Origin of the sequence: Flavobacterium sp. JLP (assembly GCF_015350755.1) — a bacterium.
Classification (GTDB): Bacteria; Bacteroidota; Bacteroidia; order Flavobacteriales; family Flavobacteriaceae; genus Flavobacterium.
In genome coordinates this window covers 285,960-307,012 of sequence record NZ_JADKPS010000003.1, presented here as the reverse complement: position 1 = coordinate 307,012, position 21,053 = coordinate 285,960, and the positions used below count along the sequence as shown (strand labels likewise).

At 28.9% G+C, this 21,053-nt stretch carries 22 protein-coding genes; all 22 read left to right on the top strand.

The window, feature by feature from the left end; genetic code table 11:
• Window positions 1-918, top strand: coding sequence for an NAD-dependent epimerase/dehydratase family protein (locus IRZ83_RS10850; protein ID WP_194568701.1), 918 nt, complete (start codon window positions 1-3; stop codon window positions 916-918).
• On the top strand, window positions 911-2,059 hold the full coding sequence (locus tag IRZ83_RS10845) for a glycosyltransferase family 4 protein (protein WP_194568699.1): 1,149 nt from the start codon (window positions 911-913) through the stop codon (window positions 2,057-2,059). Before IRZ83_RS10850 ends, IRZ83_RS10845 begins: the two co-directional genes overlap by 8 nt.
• Window positions 2,060-2,105: 46 nt before the next feature.
• Window positions 2,106-2,939: a glycosyltransferase gene (locus tag IRZ83_RS10840; RefSeq protein WP_194568697.1), complete on the top strand. Its 834-nt coding sequence runs from the start codon at window positions 2,106-2,108 to the stop codon at window positions 2,937-2,939.
• Complete coding sequence (locus IRZ83_RS10835) at window positions 2,917-4,164, top strand: O-antigen ligase family protein (protein ID WP_194568695.1); 1,248 nt, start codon at window positions 2,917-2,919, stop codon at window positions 4,162-4,164. Before IRZ83_RS10840 ends, IRZ83_RS10835 begins: the two co-directional genes overlap by 23 nt.
• Before the next feature lie 46 nt (window positions 4,165-4,210).
• On the top strand, window positions 4,211-4,918 hold the full coding sequence (locus IRZ83_RS10830) for a glycosyltransferase family 2 protein (RefSeq protein ID WP_194568693.1): 708 nt from the start codon (window positions 4,211-4,213) through the stop codon (window positions 4,916-4,918).
• A gap of 9 nt (window positions 4,919-4,927) precedes the next feature.
• The gene (locus tag IRZ83_RS10825) at window positions 4,928-5,674 is read left to right on the top strand and encodes a glycosyltransferase family 2 protein (protein WP_194568691.1); all 747 of its coding nucleotides are present in this window, start codon (window positions 4,928-4,930) and stop codon (window positions 5,672-5,674) included.
• 36 nt (window positions 5,675-5,710) lie between these two features.
• Entirely contained in the window at window positions 5,711-6,610 is a 900-nt protein-coding gene (locus IRZ83_RS10820; protein WP_194568689.1) for an NAD-dependent epimerase/dehydratase family protein, read from the top strand.
• A gap of 10 nt (window positions 6,611-6,620) precedes the next feature.
• Complete coding sequence (gene gmd, locus IRZ83_RS10815; RefSeq protein WP_194568687.1) at window positions 6,621-7,739, top strand: GDP-mannose 4,6-dehydratase; 1,119 nt, start codon at window positions 6,621-6,623, stop codon at window positions 7,737-7,739.
• A gap of 47 nt (window positions 7,740-7,786) precedes the next feature.
• Window positions 7,787-8,719 carry a GDP-L-fucose synthase family protein gene (locus IRZ83_RS10810; RefSeq protein WP_194568685.1) on the top strand — a complete coding sequence of 311 codons (933 nt, stop codon included), beginning with the start codon at window positions 7,787-7,789 and terminating at the stop codon, window positions 8,717-8,719.
• 43 nt (window positions 8,720-8,762) lie between these two features.
• Window positions 8,763-9,728 (top strand): MraY family glycosyltransferase, encoded by a 966-nt coding sequence (locus tag IRZ83_RS10805; protein ID WP_194568683.1) that lies wholly within the window; start codon window positions 8,763-8,765, stop codon window positions 9,726-9,728.
• On the top strand, window positions 9,725-10,150 hold the full coding sequence (locus IRZ83_RS10800) for a WxcM-like domain-containing protein (RefSeq protein ID WP_029272102.1): 426 nt from the start codon (window positions 9,725-9,727) through the stop codon (window positions 10,148-10,150). The genes IRZ83_RS10805 and IRZ83_RS10800 overlap by 4 nt, the downstream gene beginning before the upstream one ends.
• On the top strand, window positions 10,143-11,279 hold the full coding sequence (locus IRZ83_RS10795; RefSeq protein ID WP_194568681.1) for a DegT/DnrJ/EryC1/StrS family aminotransferase: 1,137 nt from the start codon (window positions 10,143-10,145) through the stop codon (window positions 11,277-11,279). The genes IRZ83_RS10800 and IRZ83_RS10795 overlap by 8 nt, the downstream gene beginning before the upstream one ends.
• 12 nt (window positions 11,280-11,291) lie before the next feature.
• Entirely contained in the window at window positions 11,292-11,840 is a 549-nt protein-coding gene (gene rfbC, locus IRZ83_RS10790) for a dTDP-4-dehydrorhamnose 3,5-epimerase (protein ID WP_029272104.1), read from the top strand.
• Window positions 11,840-12,685 carry a dTDP-4-dehydrorhamnose reductase gene (gene rfbD, locus IRZ83_RS10785; protein ID WP_194568679.1) on the top strand — a complete coding sequence of 282 codons (846 nt, stop codon included), beginning with the start codon at window positions 11,840-11,842 and terminating at the stop codon, window positions 12,683-12,685. The genes rfbC and rfbD overlap by 1 nt, the downstream gene beginning before the upstream one ends.
• 69 nt (window positions 12,686-12,754) lie before the next feature.
• Entirely contained in the window at window positions 12,755-13,639 is an 885-nt protein-coding gene (gene rfbA / locus IRZ83_RS10780) for a glucose-1-phosphate thymidylyltransferase RfbA (RefSeq protein ID WP_029272106.1), read from the top strand.
• Between the two features lie 84 nt (window positions 13,640-13,723).
• Window positions 13,724-15,691 (top strand): polysaccharide biosynthesis protein, encoded by a 1,968-nt coding sequence (locus IRZ83_RS10775; protein WP_194568677.1) that lies wholly within the window; start codon window positions 13,724-13,726, stop codon window positions 15,689-15,691.
• 218 nt (window positions 15,692-15,909) lie between these two features.
• Window positions 15,910-16,755, top strand: coding sequence for an ABC transporter permease (locus IRZ83_RS10770; RefSeq protein WP_194568675.1), 846 nt, complete (start codon window positions 15,910-15,912; stop codon window positions 16,753-16,755).
• Window positions 16,756-16,758: 3 nt separating this feature from the next.
• On the top strand, window positions 16,759-17,973 hold the full coding sequence (locus tag IRZ83_RS10765; protein WP_194568673.1) for an ABC transporter ATP-binding protein: 1,215 nt from the start codon (window positions 16,759-16,761) through the stop codon (window positions 17,971-17,973).
• 15 nt (window positions 17,974-17,988) lie between these two features.
• Window positions 17,989-19,062 carry a DegT/DnrJ/EryC1/StrS family aminotransferase gene (locus IRZ83_RS10760; protein WP_194568671.1) on the top strand — a complete coding sequence of 358 codons (1,074 nt, stop codon included), beginning with the start codon at window positions 17,989-17,991 and terminating at the stop codon, window positions 19,060-19,062.
• The gene (locus tag IRZ83_RS10755; RefSeq protein ID WP_029272112.1) at window positions 19,062-19,760 is read left to right on the top strand and encodes a WbqC family protein; all 699 of its coding nucleotides are present in this window, start codon (window positions 19,062-19,064) and stop codon (window positions 19,758-19,760) included. Before IRZ83_RS10760 ends, IRZ83_RS10755 begins: the two co-directional genes overlap by 1 nt.
• The gene (locus IRZ83_RS10750) at window positions 19,757-20,389 is read left to right on the top strand and encodes a class I SAM-dependent methyltransferase (protein ID WP_194568669.1); all 633 of its coding nucleotides are present in this window, start codon (window positions 19,757-19,759) and stop codon (window positions 20,387-20,389) included. Before IRZ83_RS10755 ends, IRZ83_RS10750 begins: the two co-directional genes overlap by 4 nt.
• A gap of 3 nt (window positions 20,390-20,392) precedes the next feature.
• The gene (locus tag IRZ83_RS10745; protein ID WP_194568667.1) at window positions 20,393-21,046 is read left to right on the top strand and encodes an acetyltransferase; all 654 of its coding nucleotides are present in this window, start codon (window positions 20,393-20,395) and stop codon (window positions 21,044-21,046) included.
• Window positions 21,047-21,053: the final 7 nt, after the last annotated feature.

The following is a 21,053-nucleotide window of genomic DNA, read 5'->3' as shown; positions in this document are numbered from 1 at the left end:
ATGAAACAAATTTTAATAACCGGTGCCTACGGTTTTTTAGGTAGAAATGTAGCAAGAGAATTTAAAAAGTCTGGAAATTACGTTGCAGGAATAGGCCATGGTAAATGGGATAAAGATGAATATTCTAAATGGGGAATAGATGAATGGTATGAAACCACAATTACATTTGAAGCATTGCTTAACATTAATCATAAATTTGATATTATAGTTCACTGCGGAGGTAGTGGTTCAGTTGGATTTTCATGGGAAAACCCATATGAAGATTTTCAAAAAAGTGTACAAAGTACCTTATCTATATTAGAATATATTCGATTACAAAATAATAAATGTAAATTTATTTATCCGTCAAGTCCTGCAGTTCAGGGTAATTTAGATCATATCAGGATAAAAGAAGAAATGGTTTCAACTCCAGTTTCGCCATATGGTTTTCATAAGAAAATAGCTGAAGAAATATGCCTCTCTTATCATAATAATTTTAATATTGATATTGGAATAATCAGATATTTTTCTATTTACGGTGATGGTTTACAAAAACAACTATTATGGGATGCATGTAAAAAAATTGATAAATTAGAGCATGCAGTTTTTTTTGGCACCGGAAAAGAAACAAGAGATTGGATACATGTATCTGATGCAGCCTCTCTATTGTGTATGTTCTCTCTTAAGCTCGCTGGTTTTGAAGTTATAAATGGGGGTTCTGGAATTGAGACATCTATTTATGATATTATCTCGATGCTAAATAAATACATAGGAAAATCTACAGAGATTGAGTTTAATGGCAATACTAAAGAAGGTGATCCAATGCATTTTTGGGCTGATATCGAAAAATCTAAATCTTTGAACTGGGAGCCAACTATAAGTATAGAGGATGGTATAAAACAATATGTTCAATATTTTAAATCTCTAAATAATGATTAAAGTTGGGTTTTTATTAAATTTTACTGTTGAGTATAAGGGAGGTATTAATTATTTAAAAAATCTTTTTTTTGCTTTAAACAAACACCATTCAAATGAAACAGAAATAGTTTTATTTGTACCACAAAATATAGATAAATCTTATGAAGATTTATTTTCTCCATACACTAAAATCGTAAGAACTAGAATACTTCAACGCAAAAGTATAGCTTGGCTATTAAGCCGTATCTGCGAAAAATTTATTGGTTTCGATCCTTTTGTGTTTTATTTATTAAAAAAACACAAGATAAATTGTATTTCACATTCTAATTATGTTTATCCTTTTAGCAATATTAAAACTATAAATTGGATACCAGATTTTCAGTATCTACATTATCCTGATTTGTGGACATCGAAGCAATTATCTTATGTAAAAAAACTACATACAAAATGGATACTTAAAAGTGATGTAATAGTTGTTAGTAGCTATGCTGCAAAAAATGACTTATTGACTCAATATCATAATTTTGCAGATAAAGTAAAAGTACTGCATTTTGTTTCTCAACCTCAAAATGATGTAAAATCAATTGAAGCAAATTTCGACGCAGAGGAGTTAGGAATTAAGGGTAATTTTTTCTATTTGCCAAATCAATTTTGGAGTCATAAAAATCATATAATAGTTTTTAAAGCTATTAATTTGCTTAAGAAAAAAGGTCTAGATGTTCTTTTGGTAACAACAGGGTCACATAATGATTATAGAGATGGTGGTCAGCATTTTGGAAAACTTTTACAATACGTAAAAGATAATGATTTAGAAAAAAATATTTTATTTTTAGGATTAATACCCTATGATAAGGTGTTTTCTTTGATGAATAATTCCTTATCAATAATAAACCCATCATATTTTGAAGGATGGAGTTCAACTGTTGAAGAATCAAAAAGTATAAATAAAACTATAATTTTGTCAGATATACCGGTTCATAGAGAACAAGATCCAGTTAGAGGAATCTATTTTAATCCAGATGATGAAAATGAATTAGCTAATATATTAGAATCGGTGTTGAATAATAATTATAATTTTCAAGATTTAAGACTTGATAATCAACCAACTTTAGAAATGAGAACTAAGGAGTTTTCAGATCAATTTTATGAAATAATAAAGTAGTTGTAAAACGATAATATTTAAGCTTTTAAGTGATTTTAAAAAATAAATGGAAAGTAGTTTACCAAATAAATTTAATACCTGCATCGTTATAGTAACCTATAATCCAGATTCAAGCTTTGTAAATAATGTAGTTCGCCACCTAGAAATCGTAGATAAGGTTTTTATAGTTGACAATAATTCAGTTGTAGATATAAAATCTTTATTGCCTAATGAGTATTTAAATAAAATTGATGTTATTTTTTCAGAAAAAAATAAAGGAATTGCATGGGCATTGAACAAAGGAATTTCTGAAGCTATTAAATTATCTTACGAGTGGGTCATTACATTTGATCAAGATTCACTGCCAAATATAAAATTACTTGATTATTATTCGGAAGTTTTAAAAAAGGAAAAAAATATTGGATTGATAGGAACAAAGTTTTCAGATAAAACGGAAAATATTGATAAAATAACCTGGAAAAATAGTTTAACATTAATAACATCCGGAACATTACATCCCATAAAAATATTTGATTTTATTGGTTTTTACAATGAAAAATTGTTTATAGATAGTGTTGATTTTGATTTTGCTTTAAGAGTTAAAATAGCAGGATATAACGTTGTACGAATTGAAGCTCCATTATTGAGTCATAAATTAGGTACTCCCGTAAAAAAATATGGATTGGAATCTTCAAATCATAACTTAATCAGAAGATATTATTACTCACGAAATCATTTTTTTTTAACTAAAACATATTTTAAAAAATTTCCAGTTTGGATACTTAAAAAGAATTTCTTTTTCATAAAGTCAATTCTATTACTTGTTATAGTTGAAGATAATGTTTCTGCTAAATTGAAGAATATTTTTAAAGGAATTAATGATGGATATAAAGGTTTCTAGAAATTATTTAATTGCCTTTTGCGGTTTATCATTATTGTTTTTAATGATGACCTTTATTTCACAATACAATCCAATAAAAATGGCATTAATGCTTGCATTAGTAGTATTAATAAGAAAAGTGCCTTCAAATTTGTCAATTAAGGCCCGTGTTATATTTATACTGATTTTTATGTATGGTGTTTACGGCATTTATTTAGGATTTTTTTATCAAAATCCTCATCCTTTCTTATTTGTAACTATATATTGCATATACCCTTTTTTTTTCGCATTATTTTCACTTTTTTTGACAAAGACTGAATATTTTATAAAAATTGTTCAAGTGATTTTTTTTGCTCATCTTTTTATAGTTTTTTATGATTTAGTTTACGCATGGGGTGTGTTAGTTGGAGTTGATATTCCTAATATTTATACAGTAGAGATACCGTTTAGTATTTATAGTGATAGTTCCCGAATGAATTTTGTAAACTTAAATACTTTAACGTTTACAACACCAGTATTGTTTTTATTATTATTAGCAAAATATGAGATAGGTATTTCTAGAATAATACAATCTATAGTTTTATTTGCTACTTTTTTTTTGTTAATAATTTCTGGGAGAAGAAGTGTAATGCTTATGATGTTTGTTTTGCCTTTTATCCCTTTTGTTTTTTCAGGTTTTTTTTCGAAAAAAGTCAAAACAGCCTTAATAAGAAGTACTTTTATTTTTTTGGGTATACTATGTATCGTTTTTTTTAAAATAAAATCGGACAATCCAGAATTGATAGATGGATATTCAGAAGTTTTTATGAATGCATTTGATTCTGGAAAAGAGCCAATCAAGTTTGCGCAAAAGGAGATGCTTACACAAAAATTTATTGAAAAACCAATATTTGGACAAGGTTCTGGAGCAATGTTTTTTGAGCCAGCACCGGGTAGAATGATTTTTGCAGATCAATTTGAGCTCTCTTATCATTATAAACTAGCTAGTACAGGAATAATTGGTTTTATTCTTATAGTAGGAACATATTTGTGGGTTTTTTTTTATGGTCTTTATATTTCACGGAAAAATAACGACATGATATTTTTATCATTTTTAATTGGGTATTTTTTTATGCTAATTGCTGATGCTACAAATCCAGTTTTAGCTTCTTTTGATTTAATTTGGCCTATATATTTATGTTTAGCGAGAATTAATTACTGGGAAATAAGCAAAAGAGCTATTCAATATAATGTTGTTAATATATAACCGAATATTTAAGGAAGTTTTTACTTTTAAATTAGTTAATTTTTTTATGAAAAAAATATCAGTTTGTATGGCAACATACAACGGAGGAAAATATATAAAGCAACAGATAGATTCAATTTTGATTCAGCTTTCCGAGAATGATGAACTTATTATTTCAGATGATAATTCAACAGATAATACTATTGATGTAATCAAGGGGATTTCAGATTGCAGAATAAAATTATTTTTTAATAAGGAAAAAGGATATACAAGTAATTTTGAAAATGCGCTGAATCAAGTCACAGGTGATATTATATTTTTGAGTGATCAGGATGATATTTGGGTTTCTAATAAAGTAGAAATTTGTTTAGAAGAACTTAAAACATATGATTTCATTGTTTCAGACTGTAAAGTGATTAATAATAAGAATGAAATAATATCAGATTCTTATTTTGAATTAAGAAATATTAAAAAAACCAGTTTAGGAAATCTTATAAAATTTAGTTTTTTAGGTTGCTGTTTAGCTTTTCGATCAGATATATTAAAAAAAGCACTTCCTTTTCCTTCAGACAGAAAATTATGTACGCATGATAATTGGTTGTTTTTAGTAGGTGCTTTACTTTTCAGATACAAAGTATTAAATAATAAACTTATTCATTACAGAAGGCATACTGAGAACGTTTCAACATTAATTTCGAAAACTTCGGTATGGTTTAAAATTAAATATAGAATGTATTTAAGTTTTTTTTTAATCAAAAGATATATTGCTAATTAAAAATATAGAATGAAAATTTCAATTATAACTGTTGTTTATAACAACGAAAAAACAATTAAGGATGCTTTAGAGTCAGTTCTTGGACAAACCTATAAAAACATAGAATATGTAATTATAGATGGAAATTCTAAGGACAATACGGTATCAATTATTAGAGAGTACGAAAGCAGGCTAGGCTACTTTGTTTCAGAAAAAGATAACGGATTATATGATGCCATGAATAAAGGTATTCGATCAGCAACAGGAGATGTAATTGGAATATTGAATTCAGATGATTTATATCAGGATTTTGAAGTTATTACTGATGTTATGGAACAATTTAACAATGATTCTGATTTAGATGTATTGTATGGAAATCTTGTATATGTAAAAAGCAATGATACAGATGCAATTGTAAGAAATTGGAAATGCAAACCATATTATGATCGTTTTTTTGAAAATGGAAATGTTCCACCTCATCCGGCATTATTTGTAAAGAGATCAGTATATGACAAAGTAGGTTTGTTTAATTTAGATTATAAATTAGCGGCAGATTATGAATTAATGCTTAGGATGTTAAAAAAATATAATTTTAAAATTAAATATATTGATCGTTTAATTGTAAAGATGAGACTAGGCGGGGCCACGAATCAAAGTTTTACTAATATAATTAATCAAAATAAAGAGATTGTTAGAGCTTGGAAAAATAATTCCTTGAAAGCACCATTATATTTAATGCCAGTGAGGATATTTAAACGTTTAATTCAATTCATTTAATATAAGACTCGACTCAGTAGAGATAAAAAATATAACATGAAAATTTTAATAACTGGTTCAAGCGGTTTCTTAGGAAAATCAATTTTTGAAGAATTAGAAAATGAAGGCGAAGTTCTAGGATTATCTAGAAATTCTACAAATTATAAGTTTTCATTAGAAAAAGATATTCCAGTTTTTAATGATAATTTTGATGTTGTAATTCATTGTGCTGGAAAAGCACATAGTATTCCTAAAACTGAAATTCAAAAAAAAGAGTTTTACGAGGTGAATGTACAGGGGACTAAAAATTTATTAAAAGGATTAGAAAATTCAATTATACCTAAAAAATTTGTTTTTATAAGTTCTGTGTCAGTGTATGGACAAGAAATAGGTACTGCTATTAAAGAAAATCATCCTTTAGAAGCTACAGATCCATATGGAGCAAGCAAAATTGAGGCTGAAAAAATTATCACAAATTGGTGTAAAGAAAATAATGTTATTTGTACAATTTTACGCTTGCCATTGCTAGTTGGTAAAGAGGCTCCAGGTAACCTAGGTGCTATGATTAAAGCCATAACAAAAGGATACTATTTTAATATAGGAGGCGGTAAAGCTAAAAAAAGTATGGTATTAGCAAAAGATGTGGCTTCATTAATTACGATAGTTGCACCAATTGGAGGAATTTATAACCTTACTGATGGTCACCATCCAAATTTTCATGAGCTAAGTTTAGCTATTTCTATAAATAAAAATAAAAAAAAACCTTCAAATTTACCAATGAAAATAGCTTTTCTGCTTGGTAAATTTGGTGATATTCTTGGTGATAAAGCACCAATAAATTCGTTAAAAATTAAAAAAATGACTTCTGATTTGACTTTTGATGATTCTGAAGCAAGAGCTATGTTAGATTGGAAACCACAATCTGTGGTAGATTATATAAATAATAATAAAATATAAAACTATAAAAATGAAAATTGCACTTATAACAGGAATTACAGGACAAGATGGTTCATACTTGGCAGAATTACTATTAGAGAAAGGATATATGGTTCATGGTGTTAAAAGAAGAGCATCTTCTTTTAATACACAACGTATTGACCATATTTATCAGGATCAACATGAAACCAATGTAAATTTTAAGATGCATTATGGGGATTTGACTGATTCTACTAATATTATTCGAATCATACAAGAGGTGCAGCCAGATGAAATCTATAATTTAGGAGCGATGAGTCATGTAAAAGTTTCTTTTGATTCGCCAGAATATGTTGCCAATGTTGATGGTATAGGCACACTAAGAATATTAGAGGCTGTACGTATTTTAGGGCTAGAAAAGAAAACACGTATTTATCAAGCCTCTACATCTGAATTGTATGGAGGATTGGCTGAAAACAAAAATGAAAAAGGACTTTATGATGAGTATTCACCTTTTTACCCTCGTTCGCCTTATGGTGTAGCAAAAATTTATGGTTTTTGGATTACCAAAAATTACCGTGAAGCTTATGATATGTTTGCTTGTAATGGAATTTTATTTAATCACGAATCGCCTCGTCGAGGTGAAACTTTTGTGACACGAAAAATAACTATGGCTACAGCTGCAATTGCTTTAGGAGAACAAGATTGTTTATATTTAGGAAATTTAGATGCCCAACGTGACTGGGGACATGCCAAAGATTATGTAGAAGCTATGTGGCGTATTTTACAACAAGATGTTGCTGAAGATTATGTAATTGCGATGGGAGAAACTACTTATGTACGTGATTTTGTTAAAATGTCGTTTTCAGAAGTAGGAATAGATATAGAATTTAGAGGAGAAGGAGTCGATGAAAAAGGATATGTTGCTTCTTGCAGTAATCCTGCTTATCAAATTGAGTTAGGAAAACAGATAATTGCTGTTGATCCACAATATTTCCGCCCAACAGAAGTAGACCTGCTTATTGGAGATCCTACGAAATCGAAAACTAAATTGGGCTGGGTTCCTCAATATAATTTAGCTGGATTAGTAAAAGAAATGATGGCATCTGACATTCAAAATGTTCAGAAAGAAAAGATGTTGAGAGAAGTAAAATCGACTATTAAATATTAATTTAGATAAATCAGAATAATAATATTCTTGAATTAGAAATTAACATTATGAATTTAAATGATAAAATATATATAGCTGGACATCGCGGAATGGTAGGTTCAGCTATTTTACGTCAATTAAAAATTGAAGGATATACCAATTTTGTTTTAAAAACTTCTTCTGAGCTGGATTTAAGAAACCAACAAGCTGTTGCAGAATTTTTTGAAAAAGAGAAACCAGATTATGTTTTCTTAGCAGCTGCAAAAGTCGGTGGGATTATTGCCAACAATACTTATAGAGGGGACTTTATTTATGAAAACTTGATGATTCAGAATAATGTAATTCATCAAGCTTATCTAAATAAAGTAAAAAAATTAATGTTTCTAGGATCATCATGTATTTATCCCAAAATGGCTCCTCAGCCATTGAAAGAGGAGTACATGCTTACTGGAGAATTAGAACCAACAAATGAGCCATATGCAATTGCAAAAATTGCCGGTATCAAAATGTGTGATGCATATAGAGATCAATTTGGATGTAATTTTATTTCAGTTATGCCAACCAATTTGTATGGACCAAATGATAATTACGATTTAAAAAATTCTCACGTATTGCCAGCAATGCTTCGAAAATTCATCACGGCTAAACGTAATAGCGATGCTTCCGTAACTATTTGGGGAACAGGAAGTCCAAAGAGAGAATTTTTGCACGCTGATGACTTAGCTCAGGCATGTTTGTTTTTAATGGAAAACTATAATGATTCGGGTCTGGTTAATATTGGAATCGGAGATGATATTTCAATCTTAGATTTAGCAATATTAGTGAAAAAAGTTGTTGGTTTTGATGGTAAAATTCTAACAGATACAACAAAACCTGATGGAACTCCTCGTAAATTAATGGATGTTTCGAAATTAAGTAGTTTAGGCTGGAAAGCAAAAATAACTTTAGAAGATGGTATTCAAAAAGTTTACGATGAAATAAAAGATACAAATTGGGAGTAAGTAAATTGCACTTAATTTGTAAAATAAATTTTGTAAATAAATAATGGAATACACAATACTCGGAATTCTCTTGATGATTTTAATGCTACTCTATTTTAAAGTAGCAGATCGTTTTAATATTATTGATAAACCGAATCAAAGAAGTTCTCATACGGAGATTACATTAAGAGGCGGTGGAATCATTTTTTGGTTTGCTGCTTTGATGTATTTTCTACAGCATATTGAAAACAATTATTTCTTTTTTACTGGAATTACTTTAGTTAGTTTGGTTAGTTTTTGGGATGACATTCAAAGTTTGTCAAATAAAATCCGTATTTCAGTACACTTTTTAGCTATTACTTTGATATTTTGTGATTTGGGACTGTTTAGTTTAGTTCCAATTTGGGGAGTATTAATTGCGTATGTTTTAGCAACAGGATTGATTAATGCCTACAATTTTATGGATGGCATAAACGGAATAACTGGTCTTTACACTTTAGTCGTTCTTGGAGCTTTGCTACACGTAAACACCAAATTGCAATTATTTATTGACGGCAATTTTATAAAATACGGAATGATTGCAAGTCTTGTTTTTTTATTCTTTAATTATAGAAAAAAAGCCAAATGCTTTGCCGGAGATGTTGGAAGTATAGCTATTGCCTTTTGGATAATCTATTTGGTTTTAAAACTTATTTTAGTAACAAATTCTGTTATTTGGTTATTGTTTCTAGCTATTTATGGTGTTGATGCCGTTTGTACAATTATTCATCGATTATATTTAAAAGAAAATATTTTTGAAGCACATCGTCTGCATTTATATCAAGTTTTAAGTAATGAATATAAAATACAACATCGCTTGGTGTCTTTATATTACGCAATTGTTCAAAGTGCAGTATCAGCGTTAGTTATCTTTTTATATCAAAAGGTTAATGATATCGTACTATTTGTAATTGTTTTAACACCGTTACTTCTATTATATACCTTAAAGTTTTATTTGTTGAATAAAAGCAATTTAAAATTAAAAGCATGATTCCAAAAATAATTCAAGGAGGTAATTTTTCAGATCATCGCGGAACGATTTCTTACGTAAATGACTTTTCATTTAAAGACATAGAAAGATTTTACATCATCAGCAATTCTGATGAAAATCCAATTCGTGCCTGGCAAGGTCATAAATTAGATGCTAAAAATTTTTATTGTTTGAGCGGCTCTTTTAAAATTCATTTTGTAAAAGTTGATAATTGGGAAAATCCTTCAAAGGATTTAATTATTGAAACTGTTTTAGTATCTGAGTCAGATAGCAAAGTAGTTCATATACCAGCAGGTTATGCAAATGCAATAGAATCACTACAAAGTAATTCAAAATTAATTTCATTTTCAACATTGCCTTTATCAAATGTGAGCGAAGATGATGTTCGATATGAGTCTGGTTATTGGAGATTAAATGAGTAATAAAAGAATTTTTCTTTCGTTATCGCAGCAAAGTGGTTTTGAGCAAGAATACGTCCAGAAAGCTTTAGATACAAATTGGATAACTTCAGGAGGTCCTAATGTAGATGATTTTGAAAGTTCTTTAGAAAATTATTTTGCTGATAAATCATTTGTTACTGCTTTAAATTCTGGAACTTCGGCAATACATTTAGCTTTAATTTTATTAGGAATAAAAGAGAATGATGAAGTTATTTGCCAAAGCATGACTTTTTCAGCATCAGCGAATCCTATTTTATATCAGGGAGCAACTCCTATTTTTGTAGATAGCGAAGAAGATACTTGGAATATTTGTCCAGAATTTCTTGAAATTGCTATCCAGGATAGAATCAAAAAAGGCAAAAAGCCTAAAGCAATTATCACGGTTCATTTGTATGGTAACCCATATAAAGTGGATGAAATTCATGCCATTGCTGATCGATATGAAATTCCAATTATTGAAGATAGTGCAGAGGCTTTAGGAAGTTCTTATAAAGGAAAAAAATGTGGTACTTTCGGAACTTTTGGGGTTTTATCATTTAATGGGAATAAAATTATTACAACCTCAAGTGGAGGTGCATTACTCACAAACTCTAAAAAAGTAAAAGAAAAAGCTATTTTTTACGCTACTCAATCTAAAGATAATGCAATTCATTATCAACATAGTGAAATTGGTTATAATTATAGAATGAGTAATATTTGCGCTGGAGTTGGTTTAGGACAAATAAAAATTTTGGATCAAAACGTGAAAAGCAAAAGAGAAATTCATAAATTTTATAAAGATATTTTCAGCAAGATCGATGGTGTTGAACTTTTTGAAGTTCTAAATGAAGATTATTTTTCTAATTATTGGTTAAATACTATTTTAATTGAAACAAAAATTCAGAAAAATAAAGATGATTTAAGACTTGCACTTGAGAATGCAAATATTGAAAGCAGGCCTCTTTGGAAACCAATGCATTTACAACCAGTTTTTGAACACTATCCGTATTATGGCAATAATGTTGCAGAGAAATTATTCGAAAAAGGATTGTGTTTGCCATCTGGGTCAAACATTACAGAAGACGATAGAAATAGAATAAAAGAAGTAATTAATACTTTCTTTAATAATTAGAATAATATTAAGATGAAAATTGAAAAGACATTTATAAAAGATCTAGTGGTTGTTGAACCAACTGTTTTTGGAGATGAGAGAGGTTATTTTTTTGAATCATACAGCAAAACTAAATTTGAAGATTTGGGTATTAATATTGAATTTGTTCAAGATAATCAATCATTCTCTAAAAGAGGGACTTTAAGAGGATTGCATTATCAAAATCCTCCCTTTGCTCAAACGAAATTAGTCCGTGTTTTAGAAGGTGAAATTATAGATGTAGCAGTAGATTTAAGAAAAGATTCTCCTACTTACGGAAAATCTTTTAGTGTATTACTTTCAGCAGAGAATAAAAAACAACTTTTAGTACCACAAGGTTTTGCACATGGTTTTTCTGTTATAAGCGAAACGGCTTCAGTAATGTATAAATGCGATCAATTTTACAATAAAGCTTCTGAAGGAGGAATAAAATATGATGATCCGTCACTTAATATTGATTGGGGAATGAATTTAGAAGAGGCAATTGTTTCAGAAAAAGATCAAATACTTCCTTTTATTGACAATTGTAATAGTTTATTTTAATGGAAAGAATTCTTGTAACAGGGGCAAACGGTCAATTAGGATCTGAGTTACGTGTAATTGCCAAAAAATACTCGAATTACGAATGGGTATTTGCTGATAGAACTAAAATTACTTTGGATGATTTGGATTTGCTTCAAACTCAACTAGAAGAAATCAAGCCAAATATAATTTTTAATTGTGGAGCTTATACCGCAGTAGATAAAGCAGAAACAGAAAAAGAACTTGCTTTTAAAGTAAATCATTTGGCTGTTGAATTAATTGCAAAGTATGCTTTAGAAAATAATGCAAAATTAATTCACATCTCTACAGATTATGTGTTTGATGGGGAATCTTCGGTTGCATTGAGTGAGGAAGCAATAACTAATCCTATCAATGTTTACGGCGAAAGTAAAAGAGCTGGAGAAATTGCATGTTTAAAAGAAAATCCAAATTCAATAATTATTAGAACTTCTTGGGTTTATAGCAAATTTGGAAACAATTTTGTTAAAACCATGCAACAACTAATGCAGGAAAGAGATGAAATAAATGTTGTAAATGATCAAATTGGTTCTCCAACATATGCTGCTGACTTAGCTAAGGCAATGATTGATATTTTGGAATCCGCAGAATGGATTCCGGGCATTTATAATTATTCAAATGAAGGAGAAATAAGTTGGTATGAATTTGCATTAAGAATAAAAGAATTGGGTGGTTACAGTTGTAATGTTGGAGGAATTCCATCAGCATCTTATCCCACTCCTGCAAGACGTCCAGAATTTTCATTATTAGATAAGAAAAAAATTATGCGAATTTATAATTTAGAAATTCCAAATTATAAAGAGAGTTTAAAAAAAATGTTTAGATAAGTTAAAAAATGATTGCTGGTTTAAATTGAATGATTTCAAGTTATAAATCTAAAATCTAATACAAAACATATGAAAGGAATTATTTTAGCTGGAGGTTCTGGCACACGTTTACACCCTTTAACACTTGCAATGAGCAAGCAAATGATGCCAGTTTATGATAAACCGATGATTTATTATCCATTGTCTACTCTTATGATGGCTGGAATCAACGAAATATTAATTATTTCAACACCTCATGACTTGCCAAATTTTAAAAAATTATTGGGAGACGGTTCTTCCTTAGGCTGTAAATTTAGTTATGCTGAACAAGCGATTCCAAATGGTTTGGCTCAGGCTTTTGTAATAGGAGAAGAATTTATAGGTAACGATGATGTAGCCTTAATCTTGGGAGATAATATATTTTTTGGATCTAACATGCAAGAACTTTTAAAATCAAATACAAAACCAGAAGGTGGGGTTGTTTTTGCATATCATGTTTCAGATCCAGAGCGATATGGCGTTGTTGAATTTGATGAAAATTTTAAAGCGATTTCAATAGAAGAAAAACCAGAAGAACCAAAATCTAGTTACGCGGTTCCAGGATTATATTTTTATGATAATTCAGTTGTTGAAATTGCTAAAAATATTAAACCAAGTGCTCGTGGTGAATATGAGATTACAGACGTAAATAAAGTTTATTTAGAAAGAGAAGCGCTAAAAGTTGGTATTTTAAGTAGAGGAACAGCTTGGCTTGATACAGGAACTTTTAATAGTTTGATGCAGGCGGGTCAGTTCGTTCAAGTTCTTGAAGAAAGACAAGGTTTAAAAGTAGGATGTATTGAAGAGATTGCTTGGAGACAAGGATTTATAAATGATTCGCAGCTTGAAGAATTGGCATTACCTTTAGTAAAGTCAGGTTATGGAGCTTATTTAATAGAATTTCTAAAACAGAAAAGAAAAGGTGTTAAAATTTAATTTATCTTCATAAATAATTTTTTAAAACCATTAATTTGTATTTTTGTAATCCATACAAAGCTTGCAGAATTAAACTAAACAAAATTGAACACAGATAAACAAACCAAATTAGCCTCACTATTGCTTAATTCTTTCTCTCCTAGAAACCTAAGGGCGCACATCAACAACCTTAGTTATTTGCCTAGGTGGATAATTGTTGCAATAGATGTAATGGTATTAGTGTTTTCATTTACTTTTACTTATATGTTGTTTGAAGGTACAGCATTAGGGTATATTATTACTTCACATCATTTCTATTTTGTTGGCAGTTTATTGCTGATAAACATATTTTTCTTTTGGTTGTTTAGAACATATTCTGGGATTATTAGGCATTCATCATATATTGACGCAATAAAGCTTTTGTTTTCGCAAATGTCAGTTCTGGTGTTTTTCTTATTTTTTAATTTGGTTTTTGAATTATATGCAGGACACAAAGCTTTTCTAAATACAGCACTTTTTATCAATTTAGTTTTATCTTTTTGTGGTCTTTTTTTATATCGAGTAATAGTAAAGCAAACTTTTGAATTATATTTTTCAGAAAAAACTAATTCAAAACTTATTAGAACCGTAATTTATGGAACAGATGCAAATGCTATTTCCGTAGCAAATGCATTGAAATTTGAAACGCCTTCTCGATTTAAAATTGTTGGTTTTGTAGATAAGAATAATCAAAATGCATCTAAGCGAATGTTAGATTTGCCTATTTTGATTTTAAGAAAAAAATTACCAGCCTTAATGCGTTCTGTAGCTGCAGAAGGCGTAATTATTGCAGATAAAAGTTTGTCTAAAGAAGAACAATTGATTATTGTAGATCAGTGCTTAGAATTTAACTACAGAGTTTATACAGTTCCATTAATTTCAGATTGGGAAAATCAAAAAGAGATTTCTCAGAAAGTAAAGAATATTCAAATTGAAGATTTGTTAGAAAGAAAACCTATTGTTTTAGACAGTAAGTCAATTTCTAAACAGTTAAAGGAAAAAACAATTCTGATTACAGGTGCTGCCGGATCTATCGGAAGTGAGATAGTTAGACAAGTTTTAGGATTTAATCCAAAAATGGTCATTATTTTAGACCATGCAGAAACACCACTTCATAATTTATGCTTAGAAACTTTAGCAATGAATTCTGGAACAAAAATAGTAGCAGTAATTGCAGATGTTAGAAGTAAAAAAGCATTAGAAAAAGTATTTAAAAGTTACAATCCACACGTAGTTTTTCATGCAGCAGCATATAAGCATGTTCCTTTGATGGAAGAAAATCCTTCGCAAGCGATTTTAACCAATATTAAAGGAACTAAAAATTTAGCTGACCTTTCGTGCAAATACCATGTTAGAAAATTTGTAATGGTTTCTACAGATAAAGCTGTTAATCCTAGTAACGTGATGGGAGCCAGCAAGCGTATAGCAGAGAAATATGTACAATCTCTATTCTTAAAAAATCAAAAAGAGAATATTGAGGGAGTAACCAAATTTATTACAACTCGTTTCGGAAATGTTTTAGGTTCGAACGGATCTGTCGTTCCCTTATTTACAAAACAAATTGCAGAGGGAGGACCAGTAACTATAACCCATCAAGATATTATTCGTTATTTTATGACTATTCCAGAAGCTTGTCAGCTTGTTCTAGAAGCCGGAGCAATGGGTAATGGAGGAGAGATTTATATTTTTGATATGGGCAAACCAGTCAAAATAATTGACTTGGCAAAAAAAATGATTAAGTTAGCAGGTTTTATTCCAGATAAAGAAATCAAAATAAAAATTGTTGGATTAAGACCGGGTGAAAAGCTATATGAAGAATTATTAAATGATACTTCTAAAACGTTACCAACATATCATAATAAAATCATGATTGCACAGGAAATTCAAGATGAATATGAAAATCTTCATATAGAAATTGATGAACTGATTGGAATTGCAGATTTTTATGACAATGATGATATTGTTACTAAGATGAAAAAAATTGTTCCTGAATTTAAAAGTATGAATTCTGCTTTTGAAGTTTTAGATAAATAAACTTATAAACAGAACGATTTTTAAGTCAAATAATTAATTATAAAAGGTGTTTTTTTTAAAACGCCTTTTTGCTTTTTATATAATTTATTAACTACTAAAAATCTTGTTAATTCAATATATTTCTTTGTTTACAGATGTTGTGTGAGAAAAGACTTAAAAGTAAACATAATTGAGGCAAATAATATTAAAACAATTACAATTATCCTTCAAATATATAAATGGAATTAAAAACTACTGTCTATCAAAAAAGTAACAATAACAGTATTGTTAAACTTTTAAAAGAAAGTCTAAATGATATTATTAGCTCTCATTTTTTAGCAAAACAATTGGCTATTAGAGACATTAAAGCGCAATATCGTCAATCATATTTGGGTATAATATGGGCATTTATAACTCCTTTAACAACAGCTTTAATATGGGTAATTTTGAGTAATTCTGGAACAATAAAATTGACTGATACTGGAGTGCCTTATCCTGTTTATGTTTTTTCCGGGACATTATTGTGGTCTATTATTACCGATTCTATTAATGCGCCTATGAATAATACCAATGGAGCAAGAGGAATACTTTCTAAAATTAATTTTCCTAAAGAAGCTTTAATTCTTTCCGGTATATATAAACTGATTTCAAACAGCCTTATAAAAATAGCTTTACTCATATTTTTTCTGACTGTATATGATGTGGGTTTTCATTCTTCAATTTTGTTATTTCCTTTTGCATTTATAGGAATTATCTTTTTTGGAACTACAATAGGTTTGTTTATAACGCCATTAGGTATGCTTTATAATGATGTAGGAAAAATTATTAGTATGGGACTTGGATTTCTGATGTATGTTACTCCTGTTGTATTTGTAATTCCGAAACAAGGACCGTTGAAAACATTAATGGAAATTAATCCTTTAACGCCACTAATCTTAACATCCAGAAATTTATTGATGGGTCAAAATATAGATTTCCTGACTTATTATTTTGTAATAATCTTAATATCGATACCATTTTTTTTTCTAGGATTAGTTTTTTACAGAATCTCTATTCCAATAATTGTTGAACGTATGAGTGCTTAAGTCATGAATGATAAAGAAATATTGGTAAAAGTAGAGCATCTCTCTAAAAAATTCTGTAAAGATTTAAAAACAAGTTTATGGTATGGTGTTAAAGATTTATATCATAATGTAAAGGGAGCGAAAAATGATAAAATTTTGCGTCCTAAAGAATTTTGGGCAGTAAAAGATATTAATTTTGAATTAAGAAGAGGAGAATGTCTAGGATTAATAGGTCATAATGGTGCTGGGAAATCAACTTTGTTAAAGATATTAAATGGCTTAATTAATCCTGATGATGGAAAGGTTACTATTAATGGAAGAGTTGGTGCCTTAATTGAGCTTGGTGCAGGTTTTAATCCTATTTTGACGGGTAGGGAAAATATCTATAACAACGGAGCTGTATTGGGTTTCTCAAAAAAAGAAATTGATTCAAAAGTTGAAGAAATTATAAATTTTGCAGAAATAAGGGAGTTTATTGATATGTCTGTGCAAAATTACAGCAGTGGTATGAATGTAAGGTTAGGTTTTGCTATTGCAGCGCAAATGAAACCAGATGTATTGATTATTGATGAGGTTTTAGCGGTTGGAGATTTAGGTTTTGTATTAAAATGCTTTAAAACTATTGATACAATACTTCCTGATACAGCTATTATATTTGTTTCGCACAGTATGCCAATGGTTTCACGTATTTGTAACCAAATTATTTTAATGGAACATGGAACAGCGGAATACCAAGGTAATGATGTTGGGAAAGCTATTGATTTATACTATAATAGATTTGCTGCAAATGAATCAAACATTGTATTTGATGATGGTAGTCTAATATTGGAAAAAGTCGAATTTCTAAACGTTATTTATGAAAAAAACATTCCACAATTAAAGTGGGGTGAAGATCTTCAATTACATTTTAAATTTCATAATATAACCAATAACAGCCATGATTTTTTCATTATTATAAATGATAAGGAACAAAGATCTGTAGCTATATTGGAAAGAAATTTTGAATCTTTAAATGATAAATCGGAAATTATTGAATTCATAGTGACACATGAAAAATTGCAAGTATCTAAAGGATTATATTCAATAAGTTTAGGAATTAGAGATTATGTCACAAAAATACCAGTTTTAAGGATTAATAATTTGATAAATTTTCAAGTCATACATCAAGAAGAAATATGGGAACCTTTTTTGCTTAAATCTAAATTTGAAAGAGTAAATAATTACAAACCCAACAAATAATTTCGATAAAAAACAATGATAAATGTAACTAAAACTTTTTTGCCGCCGATGGAAGAATATAATCAATTTGTTCAACGTGCTTGGAATAATGAATGGTTGACTAATCGTGGCGAATTAGTAAAAGAGTTAGAAAATAAATTGAAAAGTTTTTTATCTGTATCAAATATTGTTATTACTAATAATGGGACTGTTCCTTTGCAAATTGCATTAAAATTGCTTGGCAATCAAGGCGAAATTATAACAACACCTTTTAGTTATGTAGCTACAACCGCGACAATCGTATGGGAAAACTGTAAACCTGTTTTTGTAGATATTCATCCTGAATATTTGACCATTGATGAAAGTAAAATTGAACAAGCAATAACTTCTAAAACAACGGCAATATTAGCGACACATGTTTTTGGAAATCCGTGTAATATAAGTTCAATTGAGCTAATTGCAAAAAAATATAATTTAAAAGTGATTTATGATGCAGCTCATTGTTTTGGAGTAAAATACAATGATAAATCTATTTTTGATTATGGTGATATTAGTACATGTAGTTTTCACGCCACGAAACTGTTTCACACTGGCGAAGGTGGAGCTATGTTTTCTAAGGATTTAGATTTGCAAAATAAATTATTTTATAGCCATAATTTTGGCCACAATGGACCAATAGCATTTCATGGATTAGGAATTAATGGTAAAATTTCTGAATTACAGGCAGCAATGGGACTAAGTGTCCTCCCATATATGAGCGAGATAATTTCAGAAAGAAAAAAGGTAGTAGAATTTTATAATTCAAATTTAGATTTCTCAAAGCTTATTACTTTAAAAATACGAGAAAATACTTTTTGGAATTTTAGTTATTATCCAATAATTTTTAATAGTGAAGAACAACTTTTAAGAGTTGAAAAAATATTAAATCAAAATGAAATTTTCCCAAGACGTTATTTTTATCCGTCTTTGAATACTATTGAATATGCAGAAGGAGGAGAAATGCCAATTTCTGAAAGTATTGCTGCAAAAATAGTTTGCCTGCCTTTATATGTTGGATTATCTATTGATCAATTAGAAAAAGTTGTTTCATTAATAAATAAAAATTTGTGATGAAATTGGCTGTAATGCAACCTTATTTTTTCCCCTATATAGGATATTTTCAATTAATAAATGCAGTAGATGTTTTTGTAATTTATGATGATGTTAATTTTATAAAAAAAGGTTGGATAAATAGAAATAATATTTTGGTTAATGGAGAGCAATTTTTATTTAATATTGAGTTAAAAGGAGCCAGTCAAAATAAACTCATTAACCAGATCGAAACAAACTACAATTCACAATGTAAAGAAGATTTACTAAAGACAATTAGATTTGCATATGCAAAGGCGCCTTTTTTTAAAGATACTTTCTCACTAGTGAAACGCATAATTGAACATAAGGAAATAAACATTTCTAAATTAATAACATATTCTCTAAAGGAAATTTGCACTTTTCTTTCAATCGAAACTCAAATAATTATTTCTTCGGATATAATTAAAAATAATAATTTAAAAGGCCAGTTAAAGATTATTGAAATATGCAAAAATCTCGAGGCAAATACTTATATTAATCCTATTGGCGGACTAAATTTATACGATAGTGAAGCTTTTTTGCAAAATAATATTTCCTTAAAATTTATAAAATCAAGCCCTATTATTTATAATCAGTTTAGTAATACTTTCATTCCGCATTTGTCAATAATTGATGTTTTGATGTTTAATTCACCAGAAAGAATTAAAGATTTTCTAAACGAGTATGAATTTATATGAAAAAATATAATAAAATAATAGAACATTATGAAAATTGTCTTGACAAGCATGGCGATAATCATTTAGGTGTCGACTGGCCAAAATTTGAGGATGTTGATACTCGTTATAAAATAATGTTAGACATTTTAAACTTTAAGGAAAAAAATGACCAAAATGTATCTTTGTTAGATTTTGGGTGCGGAACGGCCCATCTTTTAGAATTCCTTCAAAGGCATAATTATAAAAACGTAATTTATTCAGGGTTAGATATTTCTAAAAAATTTATTGAAGTTGCTGAAAATAAATATCCAAATAATTTCTTTTATTGTATTGATATTTTAGAATCGAAGGACAAGATCTCCAATTTTGATTATGTGGTAATGAATGGTGTTTTTACTGAGAAAAGAGAATTGACTTATAATGAAATGTGGGAATATTTTACAAAAATGATTACAATTATTTATGAAAAATGTAATAAGGGTTTTGCTTTTAATGTTATGTCAAAAAATGTAGATTGGGAAAGAGAAGATTTATTTCATGTATCGCATGATGTTTTGAGCGATTTTTTGTGTAAAAACCTTACTCGAAACTATATTATTAGAAATGACTATGGATTATATGAATACACCGTTTATGTTTTTAAAAAATAAGATATGGCAAAAGTTATAATTTTTGGAATTCAAGATTTTGCAGAACTGGCCCACTATTATCTCGAAAATGATTCAGAACATGAAGTAATTGCCTTCAGTGTAAATGAAAAGTATTTACCTGAGAATAATTTTTTTCATGACTTGCCTATTATAGCATTCGAAAATATTGAAAAAGAATATTCTCCACAAGATTATAAATTTTTTGCACCAATGTCGCCACAAAAAATGAATAAACTTAGAGAAGAAGTCTATAATAATATTAAAGCAAAAGGATATGAATTGATAAGTTATATTAGCAGTAAAGCCACGTTGTTTAATAATATCATTGGAGAAAATTGCTTTATATTAGAAAACAATACCATACAGCCATTTACTACAATTGGAAATAATGTTATTTTATGGAGTGGTAATCATATTGGACATCATAGTGTTATAAAAGACCATATTATGTTTACATCGCACGTTGTTTTGTCAGGTCACTGCCTAGTAGAAAATTACTGCACTTTTGGAGTAAATTCAACTATTAGAGATGGATTGAAAATTGCAGAAGGAACTTTTGTGGGAATGTCAGCAAGTATTATTAAAAATACAGAAGAATGGTGTATCTATAAAGGGAATCCAGCAATTAAATCTGAAATTTCAAGTAAAAAAATATAATAAAATT

What these genes read in the sequence shown, in the direction of transcription:
- IRZ83_RS10850 (WP_194568701.1), top strand. Translation starts at nt 1, where the DNA reads ATGAAACAAATTTTAATAACCGGTGCCTACGGTTTTTTAGGTAGAAAT.
- IRZ83_RS10845 (WP_194568699.1), top strand. Translation starts at nt 911, where the DNA reads ATGATTAAAGTTGGGTTTTTATTAAATTTTACTGTTGAGTATAAGGGA.
- IRZ83_RS10840 (WP_194568697.1), top strand. Translation starts at nt 2,106, where the DNA reads ATGGAAAGTAGTTTACCAAATAAATTTAATACCTGCATCGTTATAGTA.
- IRZ83_RS10835 (WP_194568695.1), top strand. Translation starts at nt 2,917, where the DNA reads ATGATGGATATAAAGGTTTCTAGAAATTATTTAATTGCCTTTTGCGGT.
- IRZ83_RS10830 (WP_194568693.1), top strand. Translation starts at nt 4,211, where the DNA reads ATGAAAAAAATATCAGTTTGTATGGCAACATACAACGGAGGAAAATAT.
- IRZ83_RS10825 (WP_194568691.1), top strand. Translation starts at nt 4,928, where the DNA reads ATGAAAATTTCAATTATAACTGTTGTTTATAACAACGAAAAAACAATT.
- IRZ83_RS10820 (WP_194568689.1), top strand. Translation starts at nt 5,711, where the DNA reads ATGAAAATTTTAATAACTGGTTCAAGCGGTTTCTTAGGAAAATCAATT.
- gmd (WP_194568687.1), top strand. Translation starts at nt 6,621, where the DNA reads ATGAAAATTGCACTTATAACAGGAATTACAGGACAAGATGGTTCATAC.
- IRZ83_RS10810 (WP_194568685.1), top strand. Translation starts at nt 7,787, where the DNA reads ATGAATTTAAATGATAAAATATATATAGCTGGACATCGCGGAATGGTA.
- IRZ83_RS10805 (WP_194568683.1), top strand. Translation starts at nt 8,763, where the DNA reads ATGGAATACACAATACTCGGAATTCTCTTGATGATTTTAATGCTACTC.
- IRZ83_RS10800 (WP_029272102.1), top strand. Translation starts at nt 9,725, where the DNA reads ATGATTCCAAAAATAATTCAAGGAGGTAATTTTTCAGATCATCGCGGA.
- IRZ83_RS10795 (WP_194568681.1), top strand. Translation starts at nt 10,143, where the DNA reads ATGAGTAATAAAAGAATTTTTCTTTCGTTATCGCAGCAAAGTGGTTTT.
- rfbC (WP_029272104.1), top strand. Translation starts at nt 11,292, where the DNA reads ATGAAAATTGAAAAGACATTTATAAAAGATCTAGTGGTTGTTGAACCA.
- rfbD (WP_194568679.1), top strand. Translation starts at nt 11,840, where the DNA reads ATGGAAAGAATTCTTGTAACAGGGGCAAACGGTCAATTAGGATCTGAG.
- rfbA (WP_029272106.1), top strand. Translation starts at nt 12,755, where the DNA reads ATGAAAGGAATTATTTTAGCTGGAGGTTCTGGCACACGTTTACACCCT.
- IRZ83_RS10770 (WP_194568675.1), top strand. Translation starts at nt 15,910, where the DNA reads ATGGAATTAAAAACTACTGTCTATCAAAAAAGTAACAATAACAGTATT.
- IRZ83_RS10765 (WP_194568673.1), top strand. Translation starts at nt 16,759, where the DNA reads ATGAATGATAAAGAAATATTGGTAAAAGTAGAGCATCTCTCTAAAAAA.
- IRZ83_RS10760 (WP_194568671.1), top strand. Translation starts at nt 17,989, where the DNA reads ATGATAAATGTAACTAAAACTTTTTTGCCGCCGATGGAAGAATATAAT.
- IRZ83_RS10755 (WP_029272112.1), top strand. Translation starts at nt 19,062, where the DNA reads ATGAAATTGGCTGTAATGCAACCTTATTTTTTCCCCTATATAGGATAT.
- IRZ83_RS10750 (WP_194568669.1), top strand. Translation starts at nt 19,757, where the DNA reads ATGAAAAAATATAATAAAATAATAGAACATTATGAAAATTGTCTTGAC.
- IRZ83_RS10745 (WP_194568667.1), top strand. Translation starts at nt 20,393, where the DNA reads ATGGCAAAAGTTATAATTTTTGGAATTCAAGATTTTGCAGAACTGGCC.